This is a genomic window from Bradyrhizobium sp. sGM-13 (assembly GCF_018398875.1).
Taxonomy (GTDB): domain Bacteria; phylum Pseudomonadota; class Alphaproteobacteria; order Rhizobiales; family Xanthobacteraceae; genus Bradyrhizobium.
This window is the reverse complement of sequence record NZ_JAGWDK010000020.1, coordinates 70,270-92,228: the sequence shown is the minus strand read 5'-3', so window position 1 is coordinate 92,228 and position 21,959 is coordinate 70,270. Positions and strand designations below refer to the sequence as shown.

20 protein-coding genes are annotated in these 21,959 nt (G+C 63.4%); 7 read left to right on the top strand and 13 right to left on the bottom strand.

Annotated features, from left to right (window positions below; all coding sequences use genetic code 11):
- The first annotated feature begins 6 nt into the window (after nt 1-6).
- Nucleotides 7-1,305 carry a lysine N(6)-hydroxylase/L-ornithine N(5)-oxygenase family protein gene (locus tag KJQ96_RS26630; RefSeq protein ID WP_213289361.1) on the top strand — a complete coding sequence of 433 codons (1,299 nt, stop codon included), beginning with the start codon at nt 7-9 and terminating at the stop codon, nt 1,303-1,305.
- On the opposite strand, the gene KJQ96_RS26625 is transcribed toward KJQ96_RS26630, so the two are convergent.
- Nucleotides 1,295-2,119: a 4'-phosphopantetheinyl transferase superfamily protein gene (locus tag KJQ96_RS26625; protein WP_249734564.1), complete on the bottom strand. Its 825-nt coding sequence runs from the start codon at nt 2,117-2,119 to the stop codon at nt 1,295-1,297. The two genes, KJQ96_RS26630 and KJQ96_RS26625, sit on opposite strands and share 11 nt — an antisense overlap.
- Nucleotides 2,120-2,295: 176 nt before the next feature.
- On the opposite strand from KJQ96_RS26625, the gene KJQ96_RS26620 reads away from it, so the two are divergent.
- Nucleotides 2,296-2,745, top strand: coding sequence for a hypothetical protein (locus KJQ96_RS26620; RefSeq protein ID WP_213289359.1), 450 nt, complete (start codon nt 2,296-2,298; stop codon nt 2,743-2,745).
- Nucleotides 2,746-2,832: 87 nt separating this feature from the next.
- On the opposite strand, the gene KJQ96_RS41445 is transcribed toward KJQ96_RS26620, so the two are convergent.
- Together KJQ96_RS41445 and KJQ96_RS26615 are read right to left on the bottom strand one after the other, a co-directional pair.
- Nucleotides 2,833-2,958 carry a hypothetical protein gene (locus KJQ96_RS41445; RefSeq protein ID WP_256441668.1) on the bottom strand — a complete coding sequence of 42 codons (126 nt, stop codon included), beginning with the start codon at nt 2,956-2,958 and terminating at the stop codon, nt 2,833-2,835.
- Nucleotides 2,937-3,734: a LysR substrate-binding domain-containing protein gene (locus KJQ96_RS26615; protein WP_309142476.1), complete on the bottom strand. Its 798-nt coding sequence runs from the start codon at nt 3,732-3,734 to the stop codon at nt 2,937-2,939. Before KJQ96_RS26615 ends, KJQ96_RS41445 begins: the two co-directional genes overlap by 22 nt.
- Before the next feature lie 215 nt (nt 3,735-3,949).
- Here KJQ96_RS26615 and KJQ96_RS26610 point away from each other — a divergent pair, with 215 nt between their 5' ends.
- Together KJQ96_RS26610 and KJQ96_RS26605 are read left to right on the top strand one after the other, a co-directional pair.
- Nucleotides 3,950-5,725: an acyl-CoA dehydrogenase family protein gene (locus KJQ96_RS26610; RefSeq protein WP_213289357.1), complete on the top strand. Its 1,776-nt coding sequence runs from the start codon at nt 3,950-3,952 to the stop codon at nt 5,723-5,725.
- A complete protein-coding gene (locus KJQ96_RS26605) occupies nt 5,703-6,485 on the top strand; it encodes a 2-keto-4-pentenoate hydratase (protein ID WP_213289356.1) in 783 nt (260 codons plus the stop codon). Before KJQ96_RS26610 ends, KJQ96_RS26605 begins: the two co-directional genes overlap by 23 nt.
- A gap of 21 nt (nt 6,486-6,506) precedes the next feature.
- Here KJQ96_RS26605 and KJQ96_RS26600 read toward each other — a convergent pair whose 3' ends face one another.
- Complete coding sequence (locus KJQ96_RS26600; RefSeq protein ID WP_213289355.1) at nt 6,507-6,821, bottom strand: hypothetical protein; 315 nt, start codon at nt 6,819-6,821, stop codon at nt 6,507-6,509.
- A 228-nt stretch (nt 6,822-7,049) separates the two neighbouring features.
- Here KJQ96_RS26600 and KJQ96_RS26595 point away from each other — a divergent pair, with 228 nt between their 5' ends.
- Together KJQ96_RS26595 and KJQ96_RS26590 are read left to right on the top strand one after the other, a co-directional pair.
- Entirely contained in the window at nt 7,050-7,250 is a 201-nt protein-coding gene (locus tag KJQ96_RS26595) for a hypothetical protein (RefSeq protein ID WP_213289354.1), read from the top strand.
- Nucleotides 7,251-8,075: 825 nt separating this feature from the next.
- Nucleotides 8,076-8,321, top strand: a complete 246-nt coding sequence (locus KJQ96_RS26590; RefSeq protein ID WP_028346859.1) for a hypothetical protein — start codon at nt 8,076-8,078, stop codon at nt 8,319-8,321.
- Nucleotides 8,322-8,469: 148 nt separating this feature from the next.
- On the opposite strand, the gene KJQ96_RS26585 is transcribed toward KJQ96_RS26590, so the two are convergent.
- The 7 genes from KJQ96_RS26585 to KJQ96_RS26555 all read right to left on the bottom strand — a co-directional run bounded on the left by KJQ96_RS26585 (nt 8,470) and on the right by KJQ96_RS26555 (nt 17,137).
- On the bottom strand, nt 8,470-9,438 hold the full coding sequence (locus KJQ96_RS26585) for an ABC transporter ATP-binding protein (protein ID WP_213289353.1): 969 nt from the start codon (nt 9,436-9,438) through the stop codon (nt 8,470-8,472).
- Nucleotides 9,435-10,427, bottom strand: coding sequence for an ABC transporter ATP-binding protein (locus tag KJQ96_RS26580; RefSeq protein WP_213289352.1), 993 nt, complete (start codon nt 10,425-10,427; stop codon nt 9,435-9,437). Before KJQ96_RS26580 ends, KJQ96_RS26585 begins: the two co-directional genes overlap by 4 nt.
- A complete protein-coding gene (locus tag KJQ96_RS26575) occupies nt 10,427-11,347 on the bottom strand; it encodes an ABC transporter permease (RefSeq protein WP_065744628.1) in 921 nt (306 codons plus the stop codon). Before KJQ96_RS26575 ends, KJQ96_RS26580 begins: the two co-directional genes overlap by 1 nt.
- On the bottom strand, nt 11,313-12,272 hold the full coding sequence (locus KJQ96_RS26570) for an ABC transporter permease (RefSeq protein WP_213289351.1): 960 nt from the start codon (nt 12,270-12,272) through the stop codon (nt 11,313-11,315). The genes KJQ96_RS26575 and KJQ96_RS26570 overlap by 35 nt, the downstream gene beginning before the upstream one ends.
- Before the next feature lie 25 nt (nt 12,273-12,297).
- Complete coding sequence (locus KJQ96_RS26565; RefSeq protein ID WP_213289350.1) at nt 12,298-14,088, bottom strand: peptide ABC transporter substrate-binding protein; 1,791 nt, start codon at nt 14,086-14,088, stop codon at nt 12,298-12,300.
- Between the two features lie 292 nt (nt 14,089-14,380).
- Nucleotides 14,381-15,799, bottom strand: coding sequence for a M20 family metallopeptidase (locus KJQ96_RS26560; protein ID WP_213289349.1), 1,419 nt, complete (start codon nt 15,797-15,799; stop codon nt 14,381-14,383).
- A gap of 90 nt (nt 15,800-15,889) precedes the next feature.
- Nucleotides 15,890-17,137: a multidrug effflux MFS transporter gene (locus KJQ96_RS26555; RefSeq protein WP_213289348.1), complete on the bottom strand. Its 1,248-nt coding sequence runs from the start codon at nt 17,135-17,137 to the stop codon at nt 15,890-15,892.
- A 237-nt stretch (nt 17,138-17,374) separates the two neighbouring features.
- Here KJQ96_RS26555 and hemC point away from each other — a divergent pair, with 237 nt between their 5' ends.
- Nucleotides 17,375-18,361 carry a hydroxymethylbilane synthase gene (gene hemC, locus KJQ96_RS26550; protein ID WP_256441667.1) on the top strand — a complete coding sequence of 329 codons (987 nt, stop codon included), beginning with the start codon at nt 17,375-17,377 and terminating at the stop codon, nt 18,359-18,361.
- Between the two features lie 122 nt (nt 18,362-18,483).
- On the opposite strand, the gene KJQ96_RS26545 is transcribed toward hemC, so the two are convergent.
- On the bottom strand, nt 18,484-21,018 hold the full coding sequence (locus KJQ96_RS26545; RefSeq protein WP_249734559.1) for a branched-chain amino acid ABC transporter ATP-binding protein/permease: 2,535 nt from the start codon (nt 21,016-21,018) through the stop codon (nt 18,484-18,486).
- The gene (locus tag KJQ96_RS26540; RefSeq protein WP_213289346.1) at nt 21,015-21,890 is read right to left on the bottom strand and encodes a branched-chain amino acid ABC transporter permease; all 876 of its coding nucleotides are present in this window, start codon (nt 21,888-21,890) and stop codon (nt 21,015-21,017) included. The genes KJQ96_RS26545 and KJQ96_RS26540 overlap by 4 nt, the downstream gene beginning before the upstream one ends.
- Nucleotides 21,891-21,959: the final 69 nt, after the last annotated feature.

The following is a 21,959-nucleotide window of genomic DNA, read 5'->3' as shown; positions in this document are numbered from 1 at the left end:
GCAGCTATGTCTCACCAGTTTGCGATCGAGCACGACGTTATCGGCGTCGGATTCGGGCCGTCCAATCTTGCGCTTGCGATCGCATTGGATGAATGCGCCAGAAGATCACGTCTGAAATGCGCCGCTCTGTTCGTGGAGAAGCAGCCGCAATTCACCTGGCACGGCGGCATGCTGCTTCCAGGCAGCGACATGCAGATCTCGTTTCTCAAGGACCTCGTTTCGTTGCGTGATCCGACCAGTCCGTTCACCTTCGTGAACTATCTGCACAAGCGCGGCCGTTTGCAGGATTTCATCAACTGCCGAACGTTCTATCCGAGCCGGATTGAATTCAACGACTATCTGCGGTGGGTAGCAGCCCAGTTCAAGTCTCAGGCGGCCTACGGCGAGACCATCGTCGCCATTGAGCCGGTGACCGTCGGGCAGTCGGTGACGTCCTTGCGCGTTCATTCACGAACGCTCGCCGACGGGGAAACGGTGCGGCTTGCAAGGAACCTGGTGGTCGCGGTGGGAGGGCGACCGTATATCCCACAAGTATTTGTAGAGATCGCCGATGATCCGAGATTGTTGCATTCCAGCCGCTATCTCGACACGGTCGATGACATCGGCCTCGACGGAAAGGCCGCGCGCGTGGCCGTGGTCGGAGGAGGGCAGAGCGCGACCGAGGTGACGGTCGACCTTCGCGGGCGATTTCCGGACGCGAGCATTGATCTGATCTTTCGCGGCCATGCTTTGAAGCCGTCCGACAGCAGCCCGTTCGTCAACGAGATTTTCAATCCTGATTACACCGATTTCATCTACGCGCAGCCTGCCGAGCGGCGAGATGCGATCGTTCGCAATTTCCGGAACACGAACTATGCGGTGGTCGATTCCGACCTCCTCGACCAGTTGTATCGATTGCTCTACCAGCAGCGCGTCAGCGGCACGACAGGGATCGCGTTGCACCCGCGTAGCGAAATAACGAGTACAGATGCCGCACCTGAAGGCATCGAGATCGGCACAGTTGACAAGTTCGGCGGTGCAGAGCGCCGATCCACCTACGATGCCGTCATTCTGGCGACGGGCTATGACAGGGAGACGCCGCATGCGTTTCTGGAGCCGATCCAGCGCTACATTCGCGACACCGTGTTGGACCGCAACTACAAGCTCGTCACCACTCCGGCATTTCGGCCGCAAATCCATCTCCAGGGATATTCGGAGGCCTCTCACGGCCTGAGCGACACGCTGCTCTCCGTCCTTGCCACGCGCTCGCAGGAAATCGCAGAATCGCTGCTTTCGACGATTTCGCGCCGCGAGCTCATCGCGTAGGGCGTCGGATGGCGGGCGCGATGAATCGCCACTGAGCGGCCGATCCAAGCGCGGCCGGCACCGACAGCACGGCGGGTGACGGGCCCGCGTCGACGATCACGCTGTTCGGAGCTATCGTGAATCCGAGGGCGGCCGCCTTCAGCAAGGCTTCCTTGAGGGTCCAGTAGCGAAGAAAGAGCTGGGACCGACGCGCCGCGGGAGCGTTCTGTAGAACCTCCCGCTCTTCTGCCGCCAGAACGATTTCGGCGACCGAATCCATATCGACGATTTCCCGCAGCGGTTCGATATCGACGCCAATCGGCATGCGGGCCGCTGCAACGGCCACACTGCCCCTCGCGTGGCTCAGGCTGAAGTCGATCTCCACTGGGCCAGCAATGAGCATGGGCTTGCCATGCTCCGATGGCTGAAACCGCAGGGCTTCGGCCGGTTGACCGACAAGCCCGCCAAGCATGAGGCGAACGCCCGCATGCGCAGCCAGATAGCTCGTTCGATCTTCGATGTGCAGAAATCGCCCCATGCGATCGATCTCATCGGCATCGAGTACTTTCGCAGCTCGATCGACGCTGAGCATGGCGGGTTCTCCGGTAGCGATCTCCCGCGATGGAGGTATCGCCGCTAGCCAGAGAACGATCTCTTCCGGTTCCAACTGTCCGACCGGCCTCGAGATATCCGCATCGCCCAAGCATCGCACGCGCAATTGATCCCGCGGAGTCGCGCATTTAACGGCGATCGACCACGCGAGGGAGACGCTTGCACGCGCCATTGAAAGCGATGCGGCAAATGGTCGTTGTCGAGCCTTCAGGGAGTTGGTCATGTCCACGGGCTTATTGACCAATGTACAACGGTATGCAACCCCCGGATGTAGGCCCTGTGGTAGAGGTGATCTGACTTAGAATCCATCTAACTGACGCAAGCCCAGATCATACACGCTTGCGGTGCTGATAGATTCATTCTCAACCGCATCGGCAGATATTCAACGTGGAACCGGTCATGATAAAATCCGTCCCTCTCGAGCAGCATATCGATAGCTATCTGCCGGAGCGAATTGCAACCATATTGGTTCGCAGTCACCACGCGGGGCTCGTCAGCAAGGAACCATCCACGCGCATCAACTATCTCCTCGAGATTGCATCGCTCCATACCAGGGGCGAACTCCTTGGGCAGCCTGGCCTCGGACGCCTGAGTTTGCAGCGGATCGAGAAGTGGATGGATTTTCATGGCCGCCGCCTTCGGCGCAACGATGAGAGCCTGGATAGCGTGATCTGCCGATTTGGCTTTCGGCACGCTTTGCTCGAGAAAAAGGCCAGCCGGTGGTCGGTGCCCAGATCGGTCATCTCGTCCGAAGACAGAGACAAGATCTTGCGCGAGTTTGGCTCATACGGCGAGCGTGAAAATATCCGGCGGCCGGAGCGGCGGATCGCGGTGAGCCAAGATACTTGATGCGAGGATGCTGCGCGTTCGCTACCGTCTAGGTCTCATCCACCGAAGCCGAAATATTCGAGCTTGAGTGAAACTCAACGGCAAAACTCAACGCGTGTATTCTGCGCCTGCCTTCATCACAGTCTTCTTCGCGGCGGGCTTCTTCGGCGCTTGCTGGCCGGATGCATTATTTAGCCAGGCGACGAAAGCGGTCAGCGCCGGATCGTCAGCCATGCGCTGCTCGTATTCGAGCACGAACTGCCGGCGCGTCGGGCGAACGGGTGGGCCTTGACGAGATTGCCACGTGCGAGGTCGGGCGCGAGAAGGCCGTCGATGGCGATAGCGACGCCCATGCCGGCGGCGGCGGCTTCAATGGTCAGGCCGAGGCTTTCGAAGCTGCTGCCGCCCTGCACGGGCACGTCGGCGAATTGGGCGTGATCGAGCCAGCGCCGCCAATCGTCCGGGCGCGGCCGCGCATGCAGGAGAGGAACGGTTGCGAAATCCACCGCGCCGTTCGTCATGAATTGCGGCGCGCAGACCGGCACGGTCGTAATCGGCATCAGCGAATGGGTGACGAGCCCGGCGCGGGGCTGCCCGTCCGAGACGGCGATCACCGCATCGTAACGGCTGGCGAGAAGGTCGAGCGGATTGGAGCTCGTGTGCAGGTCGACTTCCAGATTGGGATAGGCCGCATTGAGCGTGGGCCAGATCGGCAGCAGGAAACGCGAGACGAAGAAGCCATAGACCCCGATCGAAAGCCGCCTGAAACGCCGCAACCGCAGCCCGTCGGCGGCATCTGCGATCCGGTCCAGTGCCTCGCGGGCGGAATCGGCGAAGGTCTTGCCTGCAGAGGTGAGAACCAGACCGCGCGAGCCGCGCAGAAAGAGCGCGGTCCCCATTCGCGCTTCCAGGGCGCGGACGTGCCGGCTCACGGCGCCGACGGTCACGTTCAGTTCGTCGGCTGCCCGGGTGATCGACAAGTGCCGTGCAGCGGCCTCGAACGCCCGCACCGCATGCAAGGGAGGAAGTCGTCGTGATGCCATCGCGGGAGCTTAGTTCAAAAGGACTGGCCGGCAAACGGGGGGAACCGCAGCGTTGAGTCTGGCTCAAGCCCCCGACCCAAGAAGTCGTTTGCACGGACGCTCCCCGGCTCATACGCCGATATTTTCCGCAAGTTTCGTCCAGGCCGGTGCGGCCCGGGCGGGCGGAGCCGAGGGAGATGCCCATGACCATTCATGTCGATCTGACCGGCCGCGAGGCGGCAGCCCGGCGCTCCAGAGCACTGGCGCCGACCTGCCGCGGGCTGAACTATTATTCGCTCGATCAAAGCCTGCGCGGCCTCTTGCCCCAATACATGGAGGCTTCATTGCTGGCGCATCTCGCGCCGCACCTTTCGGAACTCGGCGAACTCGCCGGAGGCCGGTTGCATGATTTGTCTGATCAGGCCGAGCGCCATCAACCGGTGCTGCATCCGCGCGACGGCTACGGCCGCGACGAGGAGTGGGTCGAGTATCACCCTGCGTACCGCGAGATGGAAAGCATCGCGTTCGGAAGGTTCGGCATGCACGCGATGTGCAACCGCGCCGGTGTCTTGGGTTGGCCGTCGCCAATGCCGCCGATCGCAAAATACGTATTCCATTATTTGTTTTCGCAAGCCGAGTTCGGCCTGCTTTGTCCCGTCAACCTCACCGACAGCTCCTCGGAGCTGGTGCGCCGTTTCGGCACGGATGAGCTGCGCCAGCGATTTCTCGAACGGATGTGGAGCCAGGATCCCACCACGCTGCTCAAGTGTGCGCAGTTCATGACCGAGAAAGCCGGCGGCTCCGATGTGGGCGCCGGTGAACTCGTTGCTGTCAGCGATGGCCAGGATTGGAAGCTGTGGGGCGAAAAGTGGTTCTGCTCGAACGCCGACGCTGAACTGGCGGTGCTGCTAGCCCGGCCCGAGGGCGCGGTGGCGGGCGGCCGCGGGCTCGGCCTGTTCCTGATGCCAAAAGTGCTACCCGATGGACGGCGGAATTCATACCGAATCCTGCGGTTGAAGGACAAGCTCGGCAGCCGCACCATGGCCAGCGGCGAGATCGTGTTCGAGGGCGCCACAGCCTACCAGCTCGGCGAGCTCGATCAGGGCCTCAAGCACATGCTGGTCATGGTGAATTCGAGCCGGGTGTCGCACCTTGCACGCGCGGCCGGCATGATGCGGCGATGTCTCAATGAGGCGATGATCGCCGCGCGTCATCGCAGCGCGTTCGGGCGCGCCGTGATCGGTCATCCACTGATGCGCCGGCAGTTGCTCAAGCTGATGGTCCCGACCGAGCAGGCGCTGTCGGCGCTACTGTACGCGGCAACCGCGCCCGACAAGGTGCTGCGGCTGCTGACGCCGATCGCAAAATACCGGGCGTGCCGGGACAACGTCACGGTCGCCACGGGGGCGATGGAGGCCCGCGGCGGCAATGGCTACATCGAGGACTGGCCGAACGCGCGGCTGGTTCGCGATGCCCATCTCGGCCTGTTGTGGGAAGGCACCAGCAACATCAACGCGCTCGATGCGGTCCAGCGCGCGGTCGGAAAGGCGCGCGGCCATGAAGCGTTGCGCGACGATCTCGGCCGCCGGTTGGAAGACGTAAGCGGGATGCCGGGTCAGTTTCGGACGCGCCTTTCCGGCGCGCTGACGGATGCGATGCGGTTTGCAGAGCAGGTTGCGGCGGATCCCGAGAACGAGCGCTTTTGCAGGATCGCCGCCGGAAAGCTCTACCACGCCACGACGGCCGCGCTATTGGCGTCCGAGGGCACGCGCCTCGGCAATGCCGGCGGCGATGCACGCCGCCTGCTGCTTTCGCGTTTCGTGCTCGAGCATCGCTTGGCCGAACCTTCGTCGACCAATCTGCAGGCGCAGCATTGGGAAAACGCAGCGATCGATTTGCTGCTCGGCGATGCGCCGGTCTCGATGCGAGGCTGCCGCGCTGGTGCAGGGGTAGGTCATGGACATCGCGCACCAACGTGAACTCGCCCGCCTGCTCGCGACGCTGCGCCGTGAGGGGCGCCCGCAGAGCGGCCTCGATCGACGGCTGGTGCCGCCCGACAAGGCGACAGCCTATCGCGTCGCCGGCATGGTCGCGGAAGAACTGGGCTGGGAGGTCGTCGGCTGGAAGATCGCCGGCATGAAGGAGGGGCTGCAGCGTCAGCTTCGCACGGACTCGCCGATCTATGGCCGGGTGTTCGCACCGATCATGGAGTCGCCGGCCAGCGTCGAGCATGCCAAACTCTGCAGCCCGATTCCCGAAGTCGAGTATCAGGCGCGCCTGGGCGTCGATCTGCCGCCGCGCGAAAAGCCCTACACGTTGGCGGAGGTCACCGAGGGGGTAGTGTCGCTGCATACGGGAATCGAACTCGCCGAATGCCGCTTCGTCCACGACGCCGCGTTTCCGCCGCTGCCCGCGATCCTCGCCGACGGCGCGGGAAGCGGCACCATCGTCTGCGGCGCCGCGATCCCCGATTGGAAGACGCGCGACATCGCCGGGCAGGAAGTGTCGTTGACCTGCAACGGCACGCTGCGCCGAAAGGGCACGGCGGGGGAGGCGCTCGACCATCCCATGGTGCCGCTCACCTGGCTCGCCAACGAGCTCTCGCGCACCGGAATCGGCATGAAGGCGGGACAGACCGTCAGCACGGGAACGCTGACAGGCATGCTGCGGCCGAAGCCCGGTGAGATCTATGTCGCGGATTTCGGCCCGTTCGGGAGCGTTACCGCGACGTATGCGTGATGAGCCGCGGCAAGGCGGGTCTCACTTGCCTTGTTCGGGAAGGTCGCCAAGAAGATTCGACAGCCTGACCGCGAGCTTTCGCAGCCGGACATTCTCCTCGAGCAGCAGCCCGAGATTGCCGCTTTCCTGCTGCCGCGCGCTATCTCTGCGAAGTTCGTCGGCTTCGTCGAGCAGGGGCGATAGCGCAGCAAGGAGGGCGTCGCCTCGAAGCGGCGCGTCGCGCGCTTGAAGCTCGTACTTGCCCTGACGCAGCGGCACGACGTTGTCGCGATGTCCGGCGTCCCGAAATGCATCGACGCCGGCCTGTCTGGCACGCGGTGAATGTTCGGTACTCATGACAATTTCCTGATCACAAGGTGGCACAGTCGCCTTTTCAGCGACGAACTTTCCATTGAGTCCGGGGCAAATTTGCGTCGGAAAGGCAACGGCGAAAAGGCTCGCCAGATAGTTCGTGCGTCGTTCGAGTCACACGGCAGATCGGATTAGGCCTAATTTTTGACGTACCGCCGGACTTTCTGGCGTGTCGGGGTGGGCTGGGGAGCAAACCACCTTAGGGGCGTACCGATGACGGATTTCCTGACCAATGCGGAGCACTGGCGCAAGCGCGCGGAACGGACGAGGGAGCTAGCTGCGGTTGCCGTCAAAGATCAGGGGCGCCTGCTCAAGGTAGCGGAAGAATACGATCGCCTGGCGGCGCTCGCCGAAGGGCGGCGAAGTGCGCCGGTTCCGCCCGGTCGCTACGTTCCGGCAAGCCGGCCCGAATAAACCCTGCAATCGAGAAGCGTCGTAAGAGGCGGGGCATTTCCGCTTTCGCAGGCGCGTGGCTGCGTCGTCGCGGCGGCGAAACGCGCCGTCATACCCATATGTGTGACTTCTAAAACACAACCGCCAAGCAACGTTCAAGCCATTGTGATCGCGCGATTGCGGTCGAATCAACGAATCGCCTAGACCGTTAGCGGGGCTGGGAAGCGGAGAGTTAGTATGAGAGTCGCTTCCTTAGAAAGTGTACTGACGGCGGCTACGCTGGTATTGGCCATCGTCATCGTGCTGTGGGGAATCAAGATTTTCCACGGCGTGTGAGCAGGCGAGCTGGCGTCGAACTAGAGACCTCCGGTCAAGAAGAGGCTCGCGACCAAGGCAGAGGCAAAGGCGTCACTTCCGCGGCGGCGGAGGCCTTTTTGTTCCTGGTTGCCCGACGCATCGTTCGCCGGAGGCTTGTCCCTTCCGACGCGTATCGAGTTTGATTTACGGCCTGGCGCGATTCCGCACGGGCCGCGAGAGGCATTGGTTTCAAATTCCGCATGCATTTTGGTTATTATCTGATGATCGCAGCCCTCGTTCTCATGGGGCTGGAAGTCCTTTACGCGCTCTATCAATTGTCGACGTTTCTCTAAGATCGCACGCGCAGGCTGCATGCTTGCCCCGCGCGGGCCTTACGATTTGCCGCAATCACGCCGCTTTAGCGCCGGGGTCGTCTCCGCACGATTCCAATTTTAGTCGCAAATTTGCCTGCCGACTCACCTCATTCTCCGCGCGCGAGACAGGGTGACTGGGGGCACGTTCCGCTTTTTAAAAATTGGAGTATCAATCATGCGAGTAGACCATCCGCAGCTTAATAAGCGAGACCGCCGCGCTGAACCTTCATTTTGGGTTGAGGAACCGACCGACGACGCTCTTTCACTGCTTGAGAATGCCCTGCGCGGGGACGAGCCCGCTCTTCGTCGAAACGAACAGGCCGACGAAGCCCATGCGCTGATCGAGGAGAATGCCAGGCTTCGGGAGCTTTTGTCCCAGCTTTCGGACCTGATCCGCAAAAACGGCATCCAAACGCGCTAGACTAGCGCCCACGATCTGATTACGGCCCCGCCCCGGCACGAGTGGTTCGACCGCTGCCGGGGCGGGGCCGTATTGTTTTCAGGGATTGAATTCTTTGCCGCCGCCGCATGAGACGCGGCGGATAGCCAGGCGGAATAAGCCGTCGCTGTCAGGCCAGATGACACGCCACGAAATGCCCGTCGCTGCCTTGCTTCAGTTCGGGCGCGCTTTCCCGGCAGCGCGCCTCGGCGATCGGGCAGCGGGTGTGGAAATGACAACCCCGCGGCGGGTTCATCGGGCTAGGTACGTCGCCCTGCAGCCGGATCCGCTTGCGCTTCACCTTCGGGTCCGGCACCGGCACGGCGGAAAGCAGTGCCTGCGTGTAGGGATGTCGGGGATTGCGGTAGAGGTCGCTCGCGTCAGCCAGCTCGACGATACGGCCGAGATACATCACCGCGACGCGGTCGGAAATATGCTCGACCACTGAGAGATCGTGGGCCACGAACAGATAGGTGAGCTTGAGCTCGGCCTGCAGGTCTTCCAACAGATTGATCACCTGCGCCTGAATGGAGACGTCGAGCGCGGAAACCGGTTCGTCGCAGACGATGAACTTGGGCTCCACCGCAAGTGCTCGCGCAATCACGATGCGCTGGCGCTGGCCGCCGGAAAATTCGTGCGGGTAGCGGCGCATGTGCTCGGCCTTCAGCCCGACCTTGACGAGCAGGCTCGCCACGCGTTCATCCCGCTCGCTTGCCGAGGAAGCGAGCGCGTGGATGGTGAAGGCTTCGCCGAGAATCGCGCCGACCGTCATGCGCGGATTGAGCGAGGCAAAGGGGTCCTGGAAGACGATCTGCATGTTGCGCCGCATGACGCGCAGGTCGCCCCCGGAAAGGCCTCGCACGTCGCGCCCATCGAAGACGATCTCGCCTTCGCTGGGTTCGACCAGGCGCAGCACGCAGCGCGCGGTGGTGGACTTGCCGCAGCCGGACTCGCCGACCAGCCCGAGCGTTTCGCCGCGATTGACTGCAAACGACACGCCGTCCACCGCATGCACGCGCCCGACCTCGCGCGAAAGGAGTCCGCCCTTGACGGGAAAATGCTTTTTCAGACCGGTGACACGCAGCAGGGGTTCGCTCATGCCGTCTCTCCGCGCACGTCTTCGAGGTGACACGCCATGCGATGGCCCGGTGCGACCTCGCGCAGCACCGGTTCCTGTTCGGCGCAACGACCAAAGGCGTAGCGGCAGCGCGGCGCGAAGCGGCAGCCGGGCGCGGGATTGATCAAAATCGGCACCGAGCCGCCGATCGCTTCCAGCCGGGTCTTGTGCGCGGCAGCAAGATCGATGCGCGGGATCGAGCGGATCAGGCCCTGCGTGTAGGGATGGCGCGGGCTTTCGAACAGGCTGTCGACATCGGCCTCTTCGACCACCTTGCCGGCATACATGACGACGACCCGCTGCGCGGTTTCGGCCACCACGCCCATGGCGTGGGTGATCAGCATCACCGCCATGCCGAAGCGTTCCTTCATGTCCTGCAGAAGATCGAGGATTTGCGCCTGGATGGTCACGTCGAGCGCTGTGGTCGGCTCGTCGGCGATGACGAGCTTGGGCTTGCAGGCCAGCGCCATCGCGATCATGACGCGCTGGCGCATGCCGCCCGAGAACTGATGCGGGTAATCATGGACGCGGGCTTCCGCGTTGGGGATCTGCACCAGCTTGAACATCTCGACCGTGCGGGCGAGCGCGTCCTTGTTCGAGAGGCCCTCGTGGCGGCGCAGGCTCTCGGCAACCTGCTCGCCGACTGACAGCACCGGGTTTAGCGAGGTCATCGGCTCCTGGAAGATGAAGCCGATATCCTTGGCGCGGATGTCGTCGAGTTCGTGGCTCGAGAGCGGCACGAGGTCGCGGCCCTCGAACAGGATCTGGCCCTGGACGATGCGGCCGGGCGGCATTGCGATCAGTTTCAGGATCGACATCGCGGTGACGGTCTTGCCGCAGCCGGACTCGCCGACCACGCAGAGCGTCTCGCCCTTGTTGAGCGTGATGTCGACGCCGTCGACCGCCCTCAGCATGCCGTCGTCGGTGGCGAAGTGGGTTTTCAGGCCCTTGATTTCGAGCAATGGGGTCATCAGATCACCCGCCGCGCGTCGAGCGCATCGCGCAGGCCGTCGCCGATGAAATTGATCGCGACGACCGCGATGAAGATGGCGCCGCCCGGAAACATCGCCCAATGCGCAGCGATGTCGAGATAGTCCTTGGCGTCGAACAATAGCCGTCCCCAGGTCGGGGTATCCGGCGGAAAGCCGAGGCCGAGAAACGACAGCGTCGATTCGGCGATGATCGCGGCGGCGACGTCGATGGTGCCGGCGATGATTACGGGGCCGACTGCGTTAGGCAGGATGTGCCGCACCACCTGCCGCAACGGGCTGGCGCCGAGCGCGCGCGCGGCTTCGACGAATTCCTTCTCGCGCAAGGAGAGGAACTGAGCGCGCACCAGCCGCGCGACCGGCATCCAGCGCAGGCCGCCGATGACGAGCACGATCAGGATGAAGATGCCGCCCTCGGGCCCGAACACGGATTTGAGCCCGTCGCGGAACAGATAGATCAGAAGCAGCAGCAGCGGCAGTTGCGGTAGCGAGAGGAACAGGTCGGTCAGCCACATCAGCGCGTGCCCGAGCGCCCCGCGCGACATGCCGGCGAGCGCACCGATCAGCGTACCGACGAGGACGGCGACCGCCATGGCGGCAAGCCCAACCGCGAGCGAGATACGTCCACCATAGATCATGCGGGCGAGGATATCCTGCCCGAGATCATCGGTGCCGAAGGGGTGGGCGAGCGAGGGGCCCTCAAGGCGCGCAGTGAAATCGATATCGTTGATGCTGACGCGCCAGACGAATGGGCCGAATACCACCGCTGCGATCAGGACAAGCAGCAGGAACGCGCTGACCACGGCGAGCTTGTGGCGGCGATAGCGCCGCCAAGTCTCGCGCCAGGGCGACCAGGCCGGCCGCCGCTCAGCGGAAGGAGATGCGAGGGTCAAGCCAGCCATAGAGGATATCCGCGATCAGGTTGAAGAGCACCACAAGACAGGCGAAGACGAAGGTCACGGCCATCACAACCGGCGTGTCGTTGGAGAGGATGGAGGAAATCAGCAGTGAACCGATTCCCGGAATCCGGAAGATCTGCTCGGTGACAATGGCGCCGCCGAACACGGCGGGCATCTGCAACGCGACCAGGGTGACGACCGGAATCATCGCGTTGCGCATCGCGTGCTTGACGATCACTCTCGGTTGCCCGAGGCCCTTGGCGCGGGCAGTTGTGACGTAGTCAAGGCGGATCACATCGAGCATGGCCGAGCGCACGAAGCGCGTCATGGAGGCCGCCTGGAACAGGCCGAGCACCATCACCGGCATGATGGCCTGCCGCACTTGTTCGATTACCCAGCGGATACCGGTCGCCTTGATGTCGGTCGTATAGACAAACGGCAGCCAGTCCAGCGTGATCGAAAACACCAGGATGAACAAAAGCCCGGTAAAGAAGGTCGGCAGCGAAAAGCCGATAAAGGCGAGCGTGTTGGCGATCTGGTCGAAGATCGAATAGGGCCGGGTGGCGGCGAAGACGCCGACCGGTATGGCGATCAGCAGCGCCAGCACCTGCGCCGAGCCGATCACGTAGAGCGTGGTGGGCAGGCGCTGCAGGATCAGCGTATCCACGTCCATCCGGCTGACAAAGGAAAAGCCCCAGTCGCCCTGCGCCATCGCCGCGAGCCAGCGCAGGTAGCGGACAGAGACCGGATCGTCGAGGCCGAACTTGGCCCGAAGCGCCGCTGCCACTTCGGGCGGCACGTTTGGATTGGTCACGAGCTCTGCGAACGGATCGCCGGGCGCCAGCGCAAGCACCGTGAACAGGACGAGCGAAATGCCGAGCAGGCTCGGCACTGCGATCAGCAGGCGACGCAGGATATACTGCCGCATGAGGATGATGCCCCTATGCCGGCTTTCAGGCCTCTCGATACCAGTCCTGGATATTGTCGGTGTCGTTGGTCCAGCCGCTGAGCACCGGCCGCAGCGAGTTAACTGCCGCGCCGACCTTCAGGCGGTGCTGCACGGCGATGGTCACCGTGTCCTGCCACATGATGTCGTTGGCCTTGATATAGAGTGCCGCACGCTTGACCGGATCGGTTTCAGCCTCGGCCGCATCGATCGCCGCGTCGAACTCCTTGTTGACCCAGCGCGGGAAATTTCGGCCCTGCCACTTGTTTTCCTTGGTGGCCACGAAGCGCGAGTGAAAGCGCCGCATGTGCTGAGCGGGGTCGGGCTGGGTCATCGGAATCTGGAACATCTGGATGTCAGCGTAGAACTTGGAATAAGTGTCGGGATTGGCGACATCGGAGGAGAAGAACACCGAGGCCACCACCGATTTCAGTTCGATGTCGATGCCGGCCTTCCGGCAGGCCTGCTTGACGATCGCCTGGGTTTTCTGCCGCGGGCCGTTGATCGAGGTCTGGTACAGGATTTTCAGCTTCTTGCCGTCCTTCTCACGGATCCCGTCGGCCCCGGCCTTCCATCCAGCCTCCTCCAACACCTGGATCGCTTTCTCGACGCTGAACTCCCATTTCGTGTTCTTGGAGACGAATTGTTCGGGACCGTTGAGGAAGCTGGCCGTGGTGCGGCCGGCGCGACCGTAGATGTGCTTCTGAACGGCTTCGCGGTCGATCAGGAGCGCCAGCGCCTTGCGTACGGCTGGATCGGAAAACAGCGGATGCTTGGTTTTCATCGACGAGCGTTCGCCGTCGATCTCGGTGTTGGGATCGGTGAAGTTCAGTGCGATGAATTCGATATCGCCGCCGGTCGTGTAGACGGTCTTGCCCTTGCCGCCCTTCTCCAGGCGCAGCAGGACCTCGTCTTCCACCTGCATGTTCCAGGCATAGTCATATTCGCCGGTCTGGATCACTGCGCGAGCCGCCGAGACGGCATCGCCGCCGCCCTTGATCTCGATCGTATCGAAGTAGGGGCGGTTCGGCATGTGGTAGTCGGGATTGATTTCCCCGCGCACAAGATCGCCCGGCTTGAACTCGACGAACTTGTAGGGACCGGTGCCGACCGGCTTCAGATTGTTCGGAGCCTCGCGGGATTTGGCGCCCTTGTATTCCGCGAACAGATGTTTGGGCAGGATGCATCCGACCACGGCGACGAAGGCGTCGGCCCAGAACGGGGTGGGATTCTTGAACAGGATGCGGACGGTGAGGTCATCGATTTTCTCGACGGTGATGTCCTGATAGACGCCGATCGTCAGCGCCGCGGTAGCGGGGTCGCGGGCGTATTCCCAGTTGAACACGACGTCGTCGGCGGTGAAAGGTTTGCCGTCGTGCCATTTGACGCCGGCTTTGAGCTTCCAGGTCACCGACTTGCCGTCGGCAGCGAGACCGCCGTTTTGAGTCGACGGGATTTCCGCAGCGAGAATCGGACAAAGGTTGCCGTTGGCGTCCCAACTCGCGAGCGGCTCGTAGAACAGGCGCGAACCGTCCTGGTCCTTGGTGCCGGTGGCAAAATGCGGATTGAGCAAGGTCGCTCCCTGCCACCACAGCAGCTTCAGCGGGCCACCGCCGCCGCGCTTGGTCGGCTTGTAGGGCGCGGGGCTCTGCGCCATGGCCACGCCGCCGACCGCGAGGATCTGCGTCGCCATCGGCGCGGTGAGACCGAAGGCAAGCATCCGCTGAACGAACGCGCGGCGATCCATGCGGCCGTCCTTCACCTCGTCGATCATGGTCCGCAGTTCGGTGTCCAGCATCGTTGTCCCCGTCTGGTTTTGGCGTTGTGCCGCGCGCCGCCGGGCGGCAGCGTCAGATGTCCCAGGACAAGATGGCACATCAAATGCCCCGGAGGTCAATGTCTGCCTGTCAACAAATGGCAGCATGGAAGCGGCCAATGATTTCTGCTTGTGCAGAAACCCCGTTGCGGCGCACATCGCGTTGGCATTCCGGCGGTCTCGGCGCGTCAAAGCGCGCAAAACTGCGCTTTGCACTGCAAAAAATTTGTTCGCCGGATCGGCCAGGCCAAATCAGGACAGGGTCGGATCAGGATCAGACCAGCGACATGTCCAGCGGCGGGACCACGCTGTCCGGAAGCGGACTGACATAAGGGGTGCGGGCGGTGCGCTTGTTCAGGTCGGCCTTGGCGGCCGCGATCAAGTCCGGTTCCGTTAGCGCGCTGACGCCCAGCCCCGCCATGGCCTTGGCGGCCTGCACCATGGCTTTGTGGGCGTGCGGGCTCTTGCCCTGCGCCACCACCTGCCAGGTGTGCAAGGGGGTACCGATGGCAATGGTCGGGGCGTGAACCTGGACGGTCGGTACGACCCAGCTCACGTCGCCAACATCGGTGGAGCCGATCAGCGGGTTGCGCTTGGCGTCCAGCGGCACGATGAAATCGGCCAGCGGTCGCTCGGTCGGCTCCATGCCGATCGCATGATAGACGGTGGCGATATCCTTCTCGGTCAGCGTCGAGCGGATCTTCTGCGCGAAATCCTTGTCGGTCTCGTCGAAATGCGGCGGGCCGAGTTCCTCCATGATGCGGTGAAGGGCCTGTTCGAGCGGGGTGTTGGGCAGCAAATTGGAGACGGCGGAAATGATCCGCATCTCCACACTCGTTTCGGTCATCAGCGCCGCGCCTTGGGCGATCTTGTGGACGCGCTCCACCAGTTCGTTCATGCCGGGCAGATCGCGGGCGCGGATCGAATAGCGCACGCGGGCATGGGCCTGCACCACGTTGGGGGCGATGCCGCCGGTGTCGAGCAGGGCATAGTGTACGCGCGCATCGCTCGGCATGTGCTCGCGCATGTAGTTGACGCCGACATTCATCAATTCGACTGCATCCAGCGCGCTGCGGCCGAGATGCGGCGAGGCCGCAGCATGCGAGGTGCGGCCGGTGAAAATGAAATCGGCGCGGGTGTTGGCGAGCGAGGGCGTCACCGCCACTTCCCAGAAACTGTGGGGGTGCCAGGTGATCGCGATATCGGCGTCGTCAAAGGCGCCTGATCGCACCATGAAGGTCTTTGCCGCTCCGCCTTCCTCCGCGGGGCAGCCGTAATAGCGCACGCGCCCCGGCACCTTGTGCTCGGCTAGCCAATCCTTCACGGCCGTGGCCGCGAGCAGGGCGGCGGAGCCGAGCAGATTGTGGCCGCAACCATGGCCGTGACCGCCGGTTTCCAGCGGCCGCGGTTCGGCCACGCCAGCCTCCTGGCTGAGACCGGGCAGGGCATCATATTCGCCAAGGAAGGCGATCACAGGTCCGCCTTCGCCCCATTCGCCCGTCAGGGCGGTGGGAATGCCTGCGACCTGCTCCGTGACGCGGAAACCCTGATGACGCAGCTCGGCGAGATGTTCGGCGCAAGAACGCGCCTCGGTGTAGCAGATCTCGGGCGTCGCCCAGACCCGGTTGCTCAACTCTATGAAGCGCGGCTTGATGGTGTCAACGCCACGCCAGATGCTACTGCGGTTATCCATCTTCCGATTCCTGACTTAAAGGCGATGTGAGCAATTGTTATCAGCTTCGCGAGATAACGCCCAGCGCAGGGCAGGTATCTGCCATGCTCGTCACAGCTTCAAGACGTGCGGCCTGAACAGCCGGCCTTTCTCAACCACCAGCACCACCGCGAGCGCCGCCAGCGTGCAGAGCAGAAAACCGGTCGCGAACGGCACCAGCGTGCCGTCGTAATCCTGGCCGATGGTGGCGCCGATGCCGATGCCAAGCAGGGTGGTGATCGAGCCGTACAGCGACGCAGCGGTGCCGGCGATATGGCCCTGCGGCTCCATGGCGAGCGCGGTGAAATTGGCGATCATCAACCCGAACGCAAACATCATGGATATCGAGAGCACCATGAACAGCGGCAACGGCAGCATCTGTATTTTCGCCGCGACCAGCATGGTTGCGGCGATGACCACGAAGCCCAGCAGAGCAGCGTGGGAGATCACGCGCATGCCGAGGCGGCCGACGAGGCGGGAATTGACGAAGCCGGCGATGGCGGTTCCGACGGCGACGCCGGCAAACGCAAGCGGAAAATAATATCCGAGCTTGTAAATCTCGGTGAACACCTGCTGCGAAATGAACACGAACGCGAACAGCGAACCCAATATACCGCCGGCGACCAGCGCATAACCCAGCGTCTGGCGATTGGTCAGAGTCTGGCGGAACGCATCAAACACCTCGCCGACGGCGAGCGATCTGCGCTTTTCGACTGGCAGCGTCTCCGGCATGCGCAGCGCGCTCCAGATCAGCGCTACCACGCCATACAGCATCAGTACGATAAAGATGCCGCGCCATTGCGTCAGCAGCAGCACGGCCTGGCCGAAGGCCGGGGCGACCACGGGCACCGCGATGAACATCATCATCGCCAGCGACATCACGCTGGCCATGCGCCGGCCGGCATAGCAGTCGCGCACGATTGATGTCGCAATCACGCGGGTTGCCGAGGTGCAGAGGCCTTGCAGTGCGCGAGCCAGCAGCAGCGTTTCGAAAGACGGGGCGGCAATCGCGAGCAGGCTGGCGATGCAATAGACGGCCATGCCCCCGAGCAGGACCGGCCGCCGGCCGAACCGGTCGGATAAGGGGCCCATTACGAACTGCCCGACGCCGAAGCCGACCAGGAAGATCGACAGCACCATCTGCGGCCGGTTGGCCGAGGTGATGTGGAAGGCGGACGCGATGTCCGGCAGCGCCGGCAGCATCATGTCCATCGCAAGCGGATTCAGCGCCATGATCGACGCGATCACGATCACGAATTCGGGGAAGCCCATCGGGCGGTGGCCTGAAGCGGCCAAGGCATCGGCACTGGTATCGGACAACGAAAAACCCTCTTGCGGAGCGCAATCTATTCATGGTGTTGCGGCGCACAATCTGCGTTTTGGTATAGCAGCCCGGCAGCATCGGAGCCGATAGGCACGCCCTGTCCACACAGGCGGCAACGCGTTCCGCTGCTGGCCAAGGTCATTGTTCTGATGGGCCGCTTGTTCTATCCCGTACTGGCTGGAAACGACAGCCGTGGCTTACGTTCGAACGGAGACCTTGTGTCAGGACAAACCTTGAAGATTGGCACGCGCAAGAGCGCGATGGCGCTGGCGCAGACGGAAGGAATTGCGCGGCTGCTGCGCGCGGCCGATCCGGCGCTCGATGTCGAGATTGTCAAGTTCGAAACCCGCGGCGACCAGGACCAGACCAGCAAGCTGCTGCGCCATGGCGGCAAGGGCGGCGCGTTCGTCGCTGAAATTCGCGAGGCGATGCGCGACGGAGAATTGCAGGCGGCGATGCATTCGCTCAAGGACGTTCCCGGCAACGAGGAGACTCCTAGCCTGATCATCGCGGCGACCCTGCCGCGCGATCCGGCCAACGACGCGCTGGTGTTGCGTCCGGGCCTTTCGCTGGATGCGTTTCGCGCATCGCAAGGTAAAGGCTTCAAGATCGGCACCAATGCGGTGCGCCGCGCCGCCTATCTGCGCCGCCTGTTTCCCGAGGCCACCGTCATTCACTTCCGCGGCGCGGCCGACACCCGCGTCGCAAAACTCGACCACGGCGACAAGCAGCGGCTTCCCGATGGCGGCGAGGTGGGACCGGCGGATGCGCTGGTGATGGCAAGGTCAGGGCTCGAGCGCATCGGAATGGCGTCGCGCATCGTGCATGACTTTTCGGCCCGGGAAATGCTGCCCGCGGTAGGACAGGGCATCGTCGCGGTGGAATGCGTCGAGAAGGACTGGGTCACGCGCGGCCGGCTCGCCAAGATCGAGGACGCCTCGTCGCGCATCTGCGCCGAGGCCGAGCGCGAAGTGCTGTGGGTTTTGAATGGCCACTGCAACTCGCCGATCGCCGGCCATGCGACGTTGGCGGATCGTGAGATGACGCTGACGGCCGCCGTGCTGGATGAAGCCGGCGACCGCTTTATCGAGGTGTCGCGGACCGGCGCGGCGGATCGGCCCCGCGAACTCGGTCGCGCCGTCGGCCTCGATCTGCTCGACAAGGGCGCGGCAGAGATTATCGCGCGCACGCGGCCGCAGGAAGATTCTCTACTTTCGTGAGTGGACCGATATCGCGCCCAGCTAGAAGCCGTCATTGCCAGCGAAGCGAAGCAATCCATACTTCCGCCTGCTTAACCATGGATTGCTTCGTCGCTACGCTCCTCGCAATGACTGTGGCAAGTTCACAGCCACAGAATCTTCTTGCGATATTCAAGATCCGTCAGCAGCGGTTGCGCCGGTCCCTGATGGAACACCGCGCCGCGTTCCAGTGCGAAGACGCGGTCGGCGAGCGCCAGTACCAGGTCGAGATTGTGCTCGACGATCACGATAGAGATGTGTTGCCGCAGCCGGTCGAACACCTTGAACAGTTCGAGGATCACGGCCGGTGCCAGACCCTCGAAGGGCTCGTCGAGCAGCAGGAGTTTGACATTGCCCGACATCACGCGCGCCACCGCCACCATCTGCTGCTCGCCGCCGGAAAGATAATCCGCCGCAACGTCCATGCGCTCGCGCAGGCGCGGGAAATAGTTGAGGATCTGCGCTTCGTCCCACACCGCGCCGTTGCTGCCGTCGGTTTTGCGCGCGAGACGCCCGAGCGACAGATTTTCCCGCACCGTCATCCCGGCGAACAGGCCGCGGCCCTGCGGCACATAGCCGATGCCGGCGCGCGCGATCTCGGGCGCAGGCAGGCGGGAGATGTCCATGCCGGCATACTCAATCGTGCCCGATGACAGCGGCACCAAGCCCGCGAGCGTCTTTAGGAGCGTCGACTTGCCGGCGCCGTTGCGGCCAAGGAGCGCAACGATTTCACCCTCGCGCACGCCGAGGGTGGCGTCGTGCAGGATATGGCTCTTGCCGTAAAACGTGTTGACGCGCTCGAAGCGCAGGATCTGCGCTGCGCTCTCGCGGGCCTGCTCGCTCGCGATGTGCTCGACCTCGGGAACGCCGGTGCCGGTGTAGATTTGCTGCACCTTGCGGTCGGCGCGCGCGGCCTCGGGCGTGCCGGTCATCAGCACCTCGCCCTGGTTCATCACGGTGACGGTGCGGGAGAAGCCGAGCACGCGATCGATGTCGTGCTCGACGATCAGGACCGGAATGTTGGCGGCGATGTTTTTCACGAGGTTCGAGACGCGCTCGCGCTCGGCGGCGGCAAGCCCGGCGAGCGGTTCATCCAGCAGCAGCACCTGCGGTTTGGAGCCGAGTGCGATGCCGAGATCGACCAGCCGCTGCCCGCCATAGGACAGTTCGCCGCCTTCGATTGTCTCGATGCCTTCGAGGCCGAGGAACTTGATCAGCTCCGCGGTCTCGGCGTGGATGTCCCTGTAGTGGTCGATGTCGCGCCACAGGTCGAAACGGCCGGGGCTCTGCGCCTGCAGCGACAGGCGGAGGTTTTCGTAGATCGACAGCCCCTTGAACAGGTTGGTGATCTGGAACGAGCGCGCCAGCCCCTGATGGCAGATGGCCTCCGACGGCACGCCCTGGATCTCGCGGCCGTTCAGCCTGATGGTGCCGCTGTCGGTCGGATAGAGGCCGGAGACCAGATTGAATAGCGTGGTTTTTCCCGCGCCGTTCGGCCCGATCAAGGCGTGGATTTCGCCCGCGCCGACCGTGAGGCTCGCATCGGTCACCGCGCGGATGCCGCCAAAGCTCTTTGAGACGCCGCGCACGTCGAGCACAATACCCTCGAGCGCTTTGGGCCGCAGGAAGGCCGGCAAAGGCAGGCCTTGGTAGATTTTTCGCCTGCTCATCGCGGCGGCTTCTTCCGGCGGCGGCCACCAGCGCTTTGCCAGCGTCGCCCAGATGCCGACGAGGCCGCCTGGCGAATACAGCACGAAGGCGACGAAGACGAGACCGAACCAGAGCAGCCAGTTCGGCGTCCAGATCGAAAACAACTCGCGGAACAGGATGAAGAACAGCGCGCCGATCGCCGGCCCGAGCATGCTGCGCATGCCGCCGATCACGACGATGGCGAGCAGTTCGCCTGAGAAGGGGACGGAGACCGCTTCGGCGGAGACCAGATAGTTCTGGAATCCGATCAGCCCGCCGGCAAAGCCGGTCACGACCGCCGAGATCACGAAGACGCCGAGCTTATAGCGCTCGACCGGATAGCCCTGGAAATTGGCGCGCAACTGGTTCTCGCGGATCGCCATCAGCACATGGCCGAACGGCGAGCGGACCAGGCGCAGCAGGAGATAAAGCACGCCGAGGCAGAGTGCGGCGACGACGATGTAATAGTTGAGCGCGTTATCGAGGCTGAACGGGCCGAGGCTACCCCGCTTCAGGCCGCCGAGGCCGTCTTCGCCGCCGGTCACCGCGGTCCAGCGAAAAGCGATCGTGTAGGTCAGCGCCGACAGCGCCAGCGTCAGCAGCGAGAAATAGACGCCGCGCCGGCGCAAAATGACGAAGCCGACGAAGGTTGAGATGACGGCGACGACGATCGCCGCGAGCAGCAGCGGCAGGAAGATGTCGTTGTTGAACCAGTTGCGCTGGATCAGTCCCGCCGCATAGGCGCCGATGCCGAACCAGGCGCCGTGGCCGAACGAGACCAGCCCGGTATAACCGATGCAGAGGTTGAGCCCCATCGCGGCAATGGCGAGCGCCACCACCATGGTGCCGGTGTTGAGTGACAGGCCGAGCAGATAGAGGCCGAACGGCAGCACGATGACGGCGAGCGCGGCCAGCAGCAGCGGACGATATTTGGCGGCAGACGTCATCATTCGAACTTCTCGATACGTTCGCCGAGCAGCCCGCGCGGCCGCACCATGAGCACCAGGAACATCAGCACATAGATCGAGGCTTCACCGGCAGCCGGCGCGAAGTGGATGGTGATGCCCCTGACGACCCCGACGAGCAGCGCCGCGATTACGACGCCCCAGAAGCTGCCGAGGCCGCCGATCACGACGACGACAAAGGCGACGGTGATGATCTCGGCGCCCATCGCCGGATGCACGATCGTGATCGGCGCAAAGAACGCGCCGCCGAGCGCGGCCATGCCGACGCCCAGCATGACGATCGCGGTCATGTAGGGCTGCAGGCGAATGCCGAGTGCGGCGACCATGTCCGGCCGCTGGATGCCGGCGCGCACCACGCGACCGAACGACGTCTTGTGCAGCAAGAGCCAGACACCGAGCAGGACTGCAGCGACGACGGCGAGGATGAGCAAGCGATAGCGCGAGAACAGGAAATCGCCGAGGAACACCGAGCCGCGAAGCGCCTGCGGGATCGCGGCCGATATCGGCGGCGCGCCCCAGACAATGCGGATCGCCTGTTCGGTCACCATGGCAAGGGCGAACGTCACCAACAGGCTCAGGATCGGATCGGCATCGTAAAACCTTCGCAGGATGAAACGCTCGAAGAGAATGCCGAGCAGCGCCACGGCGATCGGCGACAGCACCACGGCCGAGCCGAAGCCGAGATACTTCGTGATTTCGACGGAGATGTAGGCGCCGAGCGCATAGAACGCGCCATGCGCGAGATTGACGATGCCGCCGACGCTGAAGATCAGCGACAGCCCAAGCGCAATCAGGAGGTAATAGCCTCCGAGCACCAGGCCATTCACCACCTGCTCCAGCAGAAATCCGAACTGCATGTGCGACCTGCAAGATTAAAAAGAGACGGCGCCGGCGGTTGTGTGCCGGCGCCGTTAACGCCAGTGTGC